We start from the raw sequence: 13,346 nt of genomic DNA, 5'->3' as shown, positions 1-13,346 counted from the left end.
ACTCTTATAGATTCTCATTAATGTTTAAAACTTTAGTAGTAGTTATATATTCTCCATTTTGAGTTACTCCTTCTATAAAAAGTGTAAGATTTGTATTGGCAGGATTACTTATTTTAAAACTTAAGTTTCCATTGTTATCGAATTTACAATTAGGAATCCAGTCAATAACTCCGTATTCTTTGTAAAAGGTGTTGTGATAATTCTGATACTTTGGAGCATAGAATTTTTTATTCTTTGCAAATGATAAAGGAAATTTAAACTTTCTGGTGTTTTTAACCTCTTCAACATTATCTACTCCTGTTTTCGTATAAATCTTTAAGACTCCATTTGCTCCTCTTAAACCGTATCCCATTCCACTTGGGCTAACTACAATGTAGTCAATAAGATTCATTTGAAAATTATATAATAAATGAGTGCTTAACATTGGAATGTCATCTACAATAATAAGTGGACCTGCTAATGATGGGTCTTGAGCTACTACACTATTTGGATTTAAGGCAGCTCCGCTTAAACCTACTGCTCGACGATTGGTTACAACAAAGGTTCCCAATTCTTCTCTAACAGTAAACCCAGGTACATAGATGTTTATGTATTGCCCTAAGGTTAAAAATTGGTTTCCTCCAGACCTGTCAACGTTATATACACGAGACATCATATTGTCTCTCGTAAGTTTATCAAACCTTTTTTTCTTTAAAATAGATTTGATGGTAATTTCATCTAATTCTTGTTCTTCGTTTAAATCGAAACTAGTAAAAGGTTTTACTTTTGATTCTGAAGAATAAAACAATGGTTTTGGTGCTAAAGTAGTCGTTGAACTTTGATTGAATTCAGGTACTCTTTGCGGGTAAAATTGAACATATAAATTAGGTTTAACCAATTTTCCTTTTTCATCTAAAGCACTCAACCTTAAAGGTTCTTTTCCATGTGGATATAGACCATCTTCTGCAAAATAATTTTTATTGTCTTGTACTTTAATAATACTAGGGTTACTATGCTTCATTGAAGAAAGGAAAAAAGTAGAGTTGGGTTCATTGTTCTTATTTACCTTTACCGTAATTCCATTTTCAAAAGTATAAGGGTTCGACTTGTCATCTTTAAAAATAGATGTCCAATCATAACTACTCCATCCTTGCGTAATTAGTAAGTTATCTAAATCATGCTTTTTTTCTCTGTTAACGTTGGTAAAGTAATACCCTCCATTTTCAATATACCCCTTAACATATGGCTGTAGATATGTATATGAAACGATATTATGATTTTTTTGATAAGATTTTGTTCCTTTAGGTAACACAGATACACTCAAGTGAGGCATATTTACTGCTTTTTCAAAAGGAATATTAATTAGTAATGAATCGCCCATTTTAGAAACCCTTGATTTTTCCAAACCAACCGTTTTTACATCTTTATAATTAAAGAAAAGACGTTCTAATATTGGGTTGTTATCTTTATCAAAAAGTGTGAAGATATTAACTCCAGGAAGTAAATTCTTCTTATCAATGGTTTTAGCAAAACTTGTTTCACTAAATTCAACAAGTCCTTCTTTTATAATATCACCATTGTGTATTACTAATTTAAATGGTTTGTTTTTGATCTTTTTTAAGGTCTCTTTATTGGTGTTTAATTCAATAACAACTTTAGCATTTGATTGAATTAAACGAGGAGAAATACCTTTACTTTTAACTCCGCTAATAGCAAAGTGGTTGTCTGTATCTAAATGATTGATTTCAACAATGTAGTTTTGTTTTGCTTTTGGTGTCAACGAAAAGTTTCCTATTCCTAAAAAATTGGTTTTAAAGGTGGTAATTAAGTTTTTGTTTGTGTCGTAAACTTTCCCCTTTGCATAAGGGATACCATATCCGTTAGCACCTTTTACAGCGACTCCTACTTTTGTTTTTACATTATGAACAAAATGACCTCCTTCTGGTAAAAATTGAGCATCAATTAAATTAGAGGCTACTTCTTTCTTTACGTGCGTGTCTTTTTCAGAATCGATAACAGTAAAAGATTCCATAAAAGCATTAGGCTCATCGAAGTTTTTCATCCAGTTGGTATATGCTTTAAAAGTATAAGTACCGGTAGTAAAAAGACTGTCTATTTTGAAAGAGTTATAGGCAATTCCTTTATCTACTTTAAGTAGTTTGCTTTTAATAATTTTATTGTTTGCATCGGTAATTACACAATACAAGTTTTTAGTTAAAAGCGACGGTGTTTTTTTTGCTTTGTCAATTACATATCCACAAAAACCTAAAGTTTCTCCCTTTATATAGGTAGACTTGTTAAGTTGCGCATAAGTGGTTTCTTTGTAATTGGACGCATAGTTTTGAAAATTTTCAATTATTGAATTGGTTTTCTTTTGTTGTGCGAAAGACAGCACAGTTGCTAGAATGAGGTTTGTAAATAAAAATAATTTAACTGTTTCATTGAGCGTTTTCTTGTTTAATAAATAGCTAGTTTTCATGTGTTTTTTTTATTAGCAATTAGTTTAAAAATATATCAAAAACTATGCCTAAATTTAGGTTAAAGTTTTGATTTATTGAAATATACAATTTATAATTAAGGGGTTTTGTTAAAGTTAAGAACTTTAGTAGCAGCTATATACTTACCATTTTGAGTTATCCCTTCAATAAAAATAGTAATGTTTGTATTTGCAGGATTATGTATTGTAAAGCTTATATTTCCATGAGCATCTAATGTGGCATTTGGAATCCAATCAATAACACCATATTCTTGGTAAAAAGAGCTATCATAAGTATGATACTTAGGTACATAAAATTTCTTATTCTTGGAAAACGACAAGGGAAACTTAAATTCTCTGTTGTTTTCAATTGTTATTGCAAAGTCTGAAACTGTTTTAGTGTAGATCTTTATAGAGCCGTAACTACCTCTTAAACCTTCTCCATAGCCTCTAGGATTGGTAACTATGTAATCGACTTGATTCATACTAAAATTGAAAAGTAAATCATTTCGTGCTAGAGGAATATCATCTAAGTAAACAAGAGGAGGTTCTTTAAATGGCCCACTTATACTAAATCTTCCTAATTCTTCTCTTGCACCGAAGCTCGTTACGTAGGCATTTATGTATTGTGCTAATGATAAAAAAGAATCGTTTACAGACTTTTTAGTTCCATATACTTTTGAAAAGCCATCTCTTTTAATTTCTTGAAATTTTTTCTTTCTTAAATTCCCTTTAATAGTAACTTCATCTAACTCCTGTTGTTGATTTAATTCTAGTTTAGTAAATGGTTTTACTTTAGATTCGTACGAATAGAATAACGATTTTGGAGATAGTATTAAATTTGGGAATTCATTAAAATCGGGTGCTTTTCTAGGATGAAATTGAAGGTATAAATTTGGTTTTACAAGTTTTCCAGTTCTATCTAAAGAGCTCAAGTTTAAAGGTTCTTCGCCCAATGGATATAAACCTTCTTTTACAAGATAATTTTCATCTTCTTCAAGTCTTATAATACTCGGGTTGCCATTTTTCAAAGGATGAATAAAGAAGTCAGAATCGAAATCGCTGTTTTTATTGACTTTGATGATGATTCCATTTTCAAAAATATATTTATTTGGAGTATCGCTTTGGAAAATAGCATTCCAATCGTAGCTACTCCACCCTTGCGTTATTAATAAATTGTCTAAATGATGTTTTTTTTCTCTGTCAACATCGGTAAAGTAATACCCTCCATTTTCAATATATCCTTTAACATAAGGCTGTAGATAGGTATGTGAAATTATATTGTGATTTTTTTGATATGATTTTGTTCCTTTTGGTAATACAGATAAACTGAGGTGGATATCTTCTTTCTGAAAATTGGTAGCATTGGCAAAAGGAATCGTTACCAATAAAGAATCTCCTTTTTTTGCTGCTTTTGATTTTTTCAGACTAATGGTGTGAATACCATTATAATTGAAGAGAAGACGCTCTAGGATAGGGTTATTATTTTTATCAAAAAGCGTAAAGATATTGATTCCAGATAGTAGTTTTTTTTGATCAATGACTTTTACAAAGTTTGTGCTTTCAAACTTCACAGCCCCTTCTTTTATAGAATCTCCGTTATGAATAACTAACTTAAAAGGTTCATTTTTTATTTCTTTTAAAGTCTCTTCATTCGTGTTTAATTCAACAATAATCTTTGTGTTTGATTGGTTTAGATTGATAGAAATTCCTTTGTCTTTAACGTTTGTAAGAGGGGAGTTATATTCTTTATCTAGGTAGTTGAATTTAACAGTGTAATACTCTTTTGTTTTTGGAAGTAGCAAGAAATTACCTATTCCCAAAAAATTGGTTTTAAATGCAGTAATTAAGCTGTCTTTATGGTTGAAAACTTTTCCTTCTATATTAGAAAGACCATAACCTCTGTTGTCCTTTATTGTAACCCCAACATTCGTTTTTACGTTGTATATAAGATGTCCTCCTTCTGGTAAGAATTGAGCATCTATAGTATTGGAAAGTTGTTCTCTTTGTTGTGTGGAATTTTTTGTAGGATCTATAACTTTAAAAGATTCAATAAATGCATTGGGTTCGTCAAAGTTTTTCATCCAATTGGTGTATGCTTTAAAAGTGTATACTCCAGAAGTAAATAAGCTGTCAATGTCAAAAGAGTTGTACGCAATTCCGTTCTCAACTTTAAGCAACTTACTTTTAATAATTCTGTTGTTGTTATCTGTAATAACGCAATACAGATTTTTAGTTAGAAATGAGGGTGTTTTTGTTGCTTTATTAATTATATAACTAGAAAAACCTAATGTTTCTCCTTTTATATAAGTAGATTTATTGAGTTGCGCGTATGCAGTTTCTTTATAGTTAGAAGTGTAATTTTTAAAACTATCGACTACAGAGTTTGTTTTCTTTTGTTGAGCAATAGAGGAGGAGGTGAGAAGCAGAAAGCAAAATAATACAATAGGTTTAAAAATTTCATGTAGCACTTTTTTCGTAGTTAAGTGGTTGATTTTCATGTGTTTTTTTTGAGCAATTTGAGTTTAAAAACACATCAAGAATTATGCCTAAAAATCTAAGTTGTAATCTGTAGATTGTTGTTAAAGCTATTTACGGTACTTGTTCTCGTAAAACAAAACAATAGTTAAGTCTTTATTGAATTGGGGTAAAAAGAAAAGCCTCACTTTTTGTGAGGCTTTCTTAATATTTAATGTTATCGACTTTTATTTTTTAAATTTTCTTAGATAGTAGATTTTTGTTTCTGGGTTATATGACCCTCGAACAAAATGATCTTTATATTTGAATACAGTTACTCCAGTTTTTCCTCTTTTTGAAATGTTTTTCATTTTATCAAAGACATTATCATTAGGAGTAGCATCTTTAATGTGATCAAAGTTTTCATCAAACAAACACTCAATTTGTGTAGATTTAGTATTTGAAAAAGAGTCATAAGCTAACATAGTAGGATTAAAGAAAAAAGATACATTACCAAAACTAGCTATTGGCATTCCTCCAAAACCACCCATCATCATCGGTCCTGCTGCTCTTTGCTCAACATAACCTCCAATAGAAAAATGATAATCACCTTTATTTTTAATAACCGAAACTCCAATTTTATTAGAAGTGATTTTTCTTAAGAATTTTTTTGTTTTATCTAGTTTTCTATAGTTATTATAATAACCTCCTTTTTGGACGATTGCAGAATTTTTAAATGGGATATCTTCATCTTTACTTGCGGCATATTCTTTTATAAAAGTTCCTGTTTCATAATCGAGAATATGCATGGAAAAGATATTTTTTGTTGCTCCAACAATCACAATTTTATCATCATAAATAAAAGAGTTTGTTTTTTTTCTTCCCGATTTTATTTGAGATAGCGGCTTTTCAAAGTTCTTATTTGTAGCTTCAAAAGTATCTAGGTTTATGGTTAATACTTGTGTTACATTATTGTTGTTATCAAAAGTAAGCACAACACTATTATCACGCATGTACATTTTGGTGCTTTCTGAAGCAGTTTCTATAGAGTTAGGAGTGTCTTTTTCAAACTTTTTTATCGGGGTGCTATTAAAAGGCAATAGCAATTCGGTAATTGAAATTTTTCTACCACTTTTATTTAGAAAAGAAAATTCACTAGTATCAATTGATTGATACTGTAGTATGTTTTCATCATTAAAATAATTTAAAAAAACACTTCCTGTTAACTTGTTTGCAGATAAGATGTAAAATTTATTTTTATAAGAAATTGTCTGAATAAATGTTTGACCTGATGGTAAAATGAACTCATGAATAGATGTTTCCTTAGAATCAAAAGAAAAGGTTATAAAAGCAAACTTATTTTCATCTTTATTCGTTAGGTATAATTTGTATGTATTGTTTTGAATACTGCTTCCTAACAATACCTTATATTTTCTTTCTTTTGTTAAAGAGGAAACTTCTCCTCTTACGTTAAACTGGTCATCTAATTTATAACCATATACATTTTTAGCATCAGCTATAAATATAGCTAACTCATCATTTTCACTATTAATAATAGGAATGACATCTTTTATGTTTGTTGAGTTTTGTTTTAAATGATTTTTAAAACTAGCAATTTTTACTTGACCACATAGGGTGTTAAATACTAATCCTAATAGAAGAACTAGTAGGGAATTCTTTTTCATGTTTTTATTTTTTTAATTTAAAAAAAGCCTCACGAAAAAGTGAGGCTTTGCAAATATATAGAAATTTGTTTTTGAATTCTAAGCGATAAACTCTCCGTTTTTTACTTTTTCAGAAGGTTGTACAAAAGCTAATTTTCCATCTGGAGTATCCGTCATTAAAATCATACCTTGACTTTCTACACCTCTAATTTTTCTTGGAGCTAAATTACATAATACAGTTACTTGTTGACCAACAATATCTTCTGGTTTAAAGCTTTCAGCAATACCAGAAACAATTGTGCGTACATCAATACCCACATCTACTTTTAGCTTTAATAACTTCTTTGCTTTCGCTACTTTTTCAGCTTCTAAAATGGTTCCTACACGCATGTCCATTTTAGTAAAGTCATCAAACTCTATTGTTTCTTTTTGTGGCTCTACAACTTTATTTGCTGCTTCGTTTGCCTTTTTTGTTGCTTCTAATTTTTCTAATTGACCATCAATGGTTTTATCTTCAATCTTAGAGAATAACAATTCACCTTTATTAATTTGATGTGCCGCAGAAAGTAACACCTCTTTCTCAGAAATATCATTCCAAGTTAATGTGTTATCAATGTTTAAAATTGATTTTAACTTCGAAGAAGTAAATGGTAAGAAAGGCTCAGATAATACTGCTAATCCAGTTGCAATTTGTAGCGCTATATTCATAATAGTTTTTACGCGCTCTTCATCTTCCTTAATAACTTTCCAAGGCTCTTCATCTGCTAAGTATTTATTACCTAAACGAGCTAAATTCATTAACTCTTGAGAAGCTTCTCTAAATCTATAACGTTCAACAGATTTTCCAATCACATCTGGAAATTGTTGTAATTGGTGTAAAGCATCTTCATCAGCTTCGGTTAAATCACCTGCGGTAGGTACGACACCATTATAATATTTGTTAGTTAATACTACTACTCGGTTAATAAAGTTACCAAAAATAGCTACTAACTCATTGTTGTTTTTTGCTTGAAAATCTTTCCAAGTAAAATCATTGTCTTTACTTTCAGGTGCATTAGCTGTTAAAGTATAACGCAATACATCTTGCTGATTAGGGAACTCTTCTAAATATTCATGTAACCAAACAGCCCAGTTTTTAGAAGTAGATAATTTGTTTCCTTCTAAATTTAAAAACTCATTAGCAGGTACATTTTCTGGTAAGATATAATCACCATGTGCTTTCAACATTGATGGGAAAATTAAACAGTGAAATACAATGTTATCTTTACCAATAAAGTGCACTAATTTTGTGTCGTCTTTCTTCCAGTAGTCTTCCCAGTTTTTTCCTTCTCTAGCCGCCCATTCTTTCGTAGCAGAAATATATCCGATAGGAGCGTCAAACCATACATATAACACTTTACCGTCTGCTCCTTCAACTGGAACTGGAATTCCCCAGTCTAAATCACGGGTTACTGCACGAGGTCTTAAACCGTCATCAATCCATGATTTACATTGTCCTAGTACATTAGGTTTCCAATCGTTTTTATGACTCTCTAAAATCCATTCACGTAAAAAAGCCTCATGTTTATCTAAGGGTAAAAACCAGTGTTTTGTTTCTTTTAATGTAGGTACATTACCAGTAATTGCCGACTTAGGATTAATTAAATCTGTTGCATTATGACTGGTTCCACATTTTTCACATTGGTCTCCATAACTTTCTTCATTCCCACATTTAGGACAAGTACCAATTACAAAACGATCAGCTAAATACTGATCTGCTTCTGCATCGTATAATTGTTCTGTAACTTCTTCAATAAATTCTCCATCGTTGTATAACTTTGTAAAGAAATCTGAAGCTGTTTTATGATGAATTTCAGCTGAGGTACGTGAATAATTGTCAAAAGAAATACCAAAATCTTCAAAAGATTTTTTAATGATTCCGTGGTATTTATCAATAATGTCTTGAGGAGTAACACCTTCTTTTTTAGCACGCATTGGAATAGCTACTCCGTGCTCATCTGAACCACAGATGTAGGCTACATCTTTACCTTTTTGACGTAAATAACGCGCGTAAATATCTCCAGGAACATATACCCCTGCTAAATGACCAATATGAATAGGACCATTTGTATATGGTAATGCAGCGGTAATTGTATATCTTTTCGGTGTACTCATTAAGATTTATTTTTAAGGATACAAAAGTACAAAACACACTTTGATTTTGTAAATTTACTACATCTTAAATTCTGCAGTATTTTTATGAATGAAATAGCAATAAAAATTGCAAGAAAAGATCAACTTGATTGGATAAACACAATGTACAAAAAAGTAGATTTTAAACCGTCTCATTTTGAGAATGAATTTATAGTAATCGCTGAAGTAAATAAGACAAAAGCAGGACTAGGAAGATTAGTTCAAATAGATGATGAAAATGTTGAACTAGGAGGAATCTATGTTTTTAAAGAGTTTAGAAAAATTGGAGTAGCCAATGCTATTGTAAGTTATTTGTGTAAGCAAAACCCATTTTCAAACAAAACAATATGGTGCTTACCTTTTGAAAACTTGGAACAGTTTTATCAGCAATTTGGATTTGGTAGTAACAATGTAGTAGCTCCAAAAGAAATCATAGAAAAGTATCACTGGTGTAATAAAGAAGGGCAATATGCACAACGAGTTTTATTACTTTCTAAAACAAGCTAAATGAAGAGAACAATTTTTATACTTTTTTTTCTGATATTTTCATCAGTTAATTCACAAGACAAAATGAAATTAAAAACACCGACATATTTACAAAAGGGTGATACGATTGCTATTGTAGCTCCTGCAGGAATATTAAAAAACAGGAAGCATGTAATTGATAGAGCAAAGGATTTGGCTGAAAGTTGGGGATTAAAAGTGGTGTATGGAAAGCATATGTTTAATCAGGAGCATCATTTTGCAGGAACCGATGAGCAACGATGCGAAGATTTTCAAAAGGCATTGGACAATCCGAATATTAAAGCAATTTGGTCTGCTAGAGGAGGATATGGTTCTGTTAGAATTTTAGATAGATTAGACTTTACAAAGTTTTTAGAAAATCCGAAATGGATCATTGGATATTCGGATATCACTGCGTTTCATAACCATATTCATAATTTAGGAATAGAAACATTACACGCTATGATGGGTACGAGTATGCAGGATAAAGTTGAAGATATAGAAGAAACTATTACAACCTTTAGAAAAGCCTTGTTTGGAGAAAGTTTAAGGTATGAAATTCAATCATCGAAGTATAATAGAGAAGGAGATGTTAGTGGAGAGTTAGTTGGAGGTAATATTGCAATTTTAGCATCAATGTTAGGTTCAGATAGTCAAATGTCTACCAAAGGAAAGATTTTGTTTATTGAGGAAATAGGAGAATATAAATACTCGATTGATAGAATGTTGCAGAGTTTAAAAAGAGCTGGGTATTTTAATGGAGTAAATGGAGTTTTAGTTGGAGATATGACTAAAATAAAGAAAAATACAACTCCTTGGGGAAGCTCAATAGAGCAATTGATTTTAGATGTTGTTCCGAATGAGATTCCTGTTTTATTTAACTTTCCTGCAGGTCATGAACCAGATAATAGAGCATTAATTATGGGAAGGGAAGTGGAGTTACAGATTGGTGAAAATACGTCTAACGTAATATTTAAATAGTGGCAGAACATAATGAGCTAGGAAAAAAAGGAGAAAAAATTGCTGTTGATTATCTATTAGAAAAAGGGTTTCAGATTATAGAGAGAAATTACCGATTTCAAAAAGCAGAGGTAGATATCATAGCTAAAAAAGATGATTTGTTAATAGCTATAGAAGTGAAAACAAGATCATCTATTGAGTTTGGTGATCCACAAGATTTCGTAAGTCCAAAGAAAATAAAACTACTAGTTTCAGCAATAGATCATTATGTAATTGAAAAGAATTTAGATGTTGAAGTTCGCTTTGATATTATAGCTATAGTTATAAAGAATAACAAGGAAAATCTAGAGCATATAGAAGATGCATTTTTGCATTTTTAAATTTTAAAGAAAAGAAAACCCAACTAATTTTAGTTGGGTTTTCTTTTCTTTAAAAGTCATTAATCTTAGTGACTTTCGAAATATTTTTTAACGTCTTCAAATTGATCAGGCATTGCAATGATCTTCTTGTTTTGATCTAATACGAAATAAGAAGGTGTACCTAATAAGTTATATTTTTGAACAGTTTCATTACTCCATTTGTGCTCTGGGTGTGTTCCAATTGCATTGTGCCAATTAGGAAGTTTGTTTGTTGTAAAAGAAACCCACGCATCTTTATCACTTTCGTTTTCAATACCAAAAGAAATCACAGAAACATTTTTATGACTTTGCATAAAATTGTGTAATTCTGGTACATCTTTTACACAGTGAGGACAGCTAGTACTCCAGAATACTAATAAGTATTTATCACCATCATTTAAAGAAGATAATTTGTGTTCTGTTTCTCCTTTTTTCCATGAGAAATCTGGAGCAGTTCTACCTACAGTAGCATTTAAAATTTGAAGTTTTTCACTTTTAAATTCTTCGTCTTGATCTTCAGACGGTAAATCATTATAATGCTCAGCAAATAACCAATCTACCATTTCACCATCTCTTTTATCAGTAAAAGAAGTGATTAAAAATTGAACTAGATCTTTTCTTAATTTACCTTTTGAAACTTTAGATAAAACGGTATTGATAGATTCTTTATAAATATCTTTTTGAGCCTCTGGATCTTCAGAAGTGTTTAAGTAGAAAATATAATCGTTTACTTTATCAATAATAAAAGAAGAATTATATAATTGTGGACTGCTAAAGTCTACATACTTAAAGAAGTTTTCAATAGTAAAGTTCGAAAATTCATCAACACTTTCAAAAAGGCTTGATGGATTATATCTTTGAGAAGCTTTGATAAAATGATGGGTAAGCATTCCTTCAGATTTTGTTTCGTAAATCTCCTGTAATTCTTTTAATTCTTTTAAAGTTTTCTTGTAAGATTTTTTAATTTCTTTACTTGGAGTTTTTATATAATTAAGTAAATAAGAGTCTAACTTATTTTGTGTTTTAGCATAAGCTTGTAAGTAATCATTATATAATTTATTTTCTCGAGAAGAAGTAAATACAACCGATTGATCTGGGAATTTAGGGTTAAATATAAACTCAATATTCTCTTTGTTATATAAGAAGTCAATAAATCCAGAACCTTGGTTTCTATAGGTTGCTCTGTACGCTCCAGGTTTTGCATTAGCTGGTAATTGAATGGTAAATCTACCTAAAGCTTGTTGTTCTCCTCCTACTTTAACTGTATCGTACTTGATCGTAGTATGTCCAATAAATTTAGGTTTTACTCCCTCTAATTTATGTAACATAACAAAGTCACTTTTTTCAGGTGGAGTCATCGTACCTTTTATGGTATATTGAGCATTCGCTACTGATGTTGCAAATATTAATAAAGCAAGTAATTTTCTCATCATCATGATATAAAAGGGTTATTTTAAAGGTTTAAAACTAGTTATTTACCTACTACTATCCAAGAAGTATGCCGATTTTATTTTTTCTTCATTATTTTAGTCTCATCGTAAATTGTTAACAGTTGAAAATGAGCTTTAAAAATAAAGTGGTTTGGATTACAGGTGCATCTTCTGGTATAGGAAGGTCACTTGCAATAGAGTTTTCTAAACTCGATGTGAATATTATATTGTCTTCTCGAAGAAAAGAAACGTTAGAAGAAGTAGTTCAAGAATGTAAAAATCAAGAAAACATAAGGGTGTTGCCTTTAGATTTAGAAGACTATGCAACTCTTGAGTTAAGAGTAGAAAAGGCGCTTTCATTTTTTGGAAGTATTGATATTCTAGTAAACAATGGAGGAATTAGTCAACGTTCTTTAGTGAAGGATACAAACATTAAAGTTGATAAACGTTTGATGGATGTAAACTATTTAGGAACCGTTGCTTTAACGAAAGCTTTACTACCTCATTTTATAAAGAATCAGTCCGGGCAGTTTGTAGTAACCACGAGTATTGTGGGGAAAATAGGAACTCCATTACGATCTTCTTATGCAGCAACAAAACATGCATTGCATGGTTTTTTTGATAGTTTACGTGCCGAACACTATAAAGACAATATAAGTGTTACTTTGGTGTGTCCTGGTTTTGTAACTACAAATGTTTCAAAGAATGCACTAACTGGTGATGGGAGTCCGCAAAACTCAATGGATTCGGCAACGGCAAATGGAATACATCCCGATCGTTTTGCAAAACTGATGATTAAAGCTATTAAGCAAAAACGAGAAGAGGTTTATATTGCTGGAGCTAAAGAAAAATTAGGGGTTTATGCCAAACGTTTCTATCCTAAATTATTATCAAAAATGATTCGTAAACTTAGTGTTACTTAATCAAAGAAATTGATATCATCAAAATAGTTAATAATAGCTTCTTTCATAAGTACCGTTTGTTCTCCTGGTTTTAGACTAGGTAATTCCGTTAAGGTTTTATAGTGAGGCCAACCATCGTCGTCAAAAAAGTCAAACTCATAATAGCCATATGGTTCTAGAAGTTTACAAATTGCAATATGCATTAAGTTCACTTTTTCGTCTTTTTTAAACTTTCGTTGTCCTTGTCCTAATTCTTGAACACCAATTAAATAGATGATAGCATCTATGGTTAGTTCATCTCCTTCGGCAAATTGTTGTGATAATTTCTGATTCACAACATCCCATCTTTCTTTTAAGTTATTTGAAGTACTCATTTAATTTTTTGAAAAGCAAAGATACAAATG

Annotated in this window: 10 protein-coding genes; 4 read left to right on the top strand and 6 right to left on the bottom strand. The window is 30.7% G+C overall.

Annotated elements, in window-relative coordinates; genetic code table 11:
• Nucleotides 1–4: 4 nt before the first annotated feature.
• From Q0873_RS06400 to metG, 4 genes are all read right to left on the bottom strand, one after another.
• The gene (locus Q0873_RS06400) at nucleotides 5–2,458 is read right to left on the bottom strand and encodes a hypothetical protein (RefSeq protein ID WP_299105176.1); all 2,454 of its coding nucleotides are present in this window, start codon (nucleotides 2,456–2,458) and stop codon (nucleotides 5–7) included.
• 95 nt (nucleotides 2,459–2,553) lie between these two features.
• The gene (locus Q0873_RS06395; protein WP_299105174.1) at nucleotides 2,554–4,956 is read right to left on the bottom strand and encodes a hypothetical protein; all 2,403 of its coding nucleotides are present in this window, start codon (nucleotides 4,954–4,956) and stop codon (nucleotides 2,554–2,556) included.
• 204 nt (nucleotides 4,957–5,160) lie between these two features.
• Nucleotides 5,161–6,597 (bottom strand): hypothetical protein, encoded by a 1,437-nt coding sequence (locus tag Q0873_RS06390; RefSeq protein ID WP_299105172.1) that lies wholly within the window; start codon nucleotides 6,595–6,597, stop codon nucleotides 5,161–5,163.
• Nucleotides 6,598–6,675: 78 nt separating this feature from the next.
• Nucleotides 6,676–8,730 carry a methionine--tRNA ligase gene (metG, locus tag Q0873_RS06385; RefSeq protein WP_299105170.1) on the bottom strand — a complete coding sequence of 685 codons (2,055 nt, stop codon included), beginning with the start codon at nucleotides 8,728–8,730 and terminating at the stop codon, nucleotides 6,676–6,678.
• Nucleotides 8,731–8,814: 84 nt separating this feature from the next.
• On the opposite strand from metG, the gene Q0873_RS06380 reads away from it, so the two are divergent.
• Genes Q0873_RS06380 through Q0873_RS06370 form a run of 3 tightly spaced genes read left to right on the top strand, consistent with a single transcriptional unit; the run spans nucleotide 8,815 to nucleotide 10,592 of the window.
• Nucleotides 8,815–9,255, top strand: coding sequence for a GNAT family N-acetyltransferase (locus tag Q0873_RS06380; protein ID WP_299105168.1), 441 nt, complete (start codon nucleotides 8,815–8,817; stop codon nucleotides 9,253–9,255).
• A complete protein-coding gene (locus tag Q0873_RS06375; RefSeq protein ID WP_299105158.1) occupies nucleotides 9,256–10,233 on the top strand; it encodes an LD-carboxypeptidase in 978 nt (325 codons plus the stop codon).
• Complete coding sequence (locus Q0873_RS06370; protein WP_299105156.1) at nucleotides 10,233–10,592, top strand: YraN family protein; 360 nt, start codon at nucleotides 10,233–10,235, stop codon at nucleotides 10,590–10,592. The genes Q0873_RS06375 and Q0873_RS06370 overlap by 1 nt, the downstream gene beginning before the upstream one ends.
• A gap of 65 nt (nucleotides 10,593–10,657) precedes the next feature.
• On the opposite strand, the gene Q0873_RS06365 is transcribed toward Q0873_RS06370, so the two are convergent.
• The gene (locus tag Q0873_RS06365) at nucleotides 10,658–12,046 is read right to left on the bottom strand and encodes a TlpA disulfide reductase family protein (RefSeq protein ID WP_299105154.1); all 1,389 of its coding nucleotides are present in this window, start codon (nucleotides 12,044–12,046) and stop codon (nucleotides 10,658–10,660) included.
• Between the two features lie 122 nt (nucleotides 12,047–12,168).
• Here Q0873_RS06365 and Q0873_RS06360 point away from each other — a divergent pair, with 122 nt between their 5' ends.
• Complete coding sequence (locus Q0873_RS06360; protein ID WP_299105153.1) at nucleotides 12,169–12,963, top strand: SDR family oxidoreductase; 795 nt, start codon at nucleotides 12,169–12,171, stop codon at nucleotides 12,961–12,963.
• Here the strand turns inward: Q0873_RS06360 and Q0873_RS06355 are convergent.
• Nucleotides 12,960–13,316, bottom strand: a complete 357-nt coding sequence (locus Q0873_RS06355; protein WP_299105151.1) for a hypothetical protein — start codon at nucleotides 13,314–13,316, stop codon at nucleotides 12,960–12,962. The two genes, Q0873_RS06360 and Q0873_RS06355, sit on opposite strands and share 4 nt — an antisense overlap.
• Nucleotides 13,317–13,346 lie beyond the last annotated feature (30 nt).

It is taken from the genome of uncultured Tenacibaculum sp., from assembly GCF_947498805.1.
Lineage (GTDB): Bacteria > Bacteroidota > Bacteroidia > Flavobacteriales > Flavobacteriaceae > Polaribacter.
This window is presented reverse-complemented; position numbering and strand designations above follow the sequence as displayed.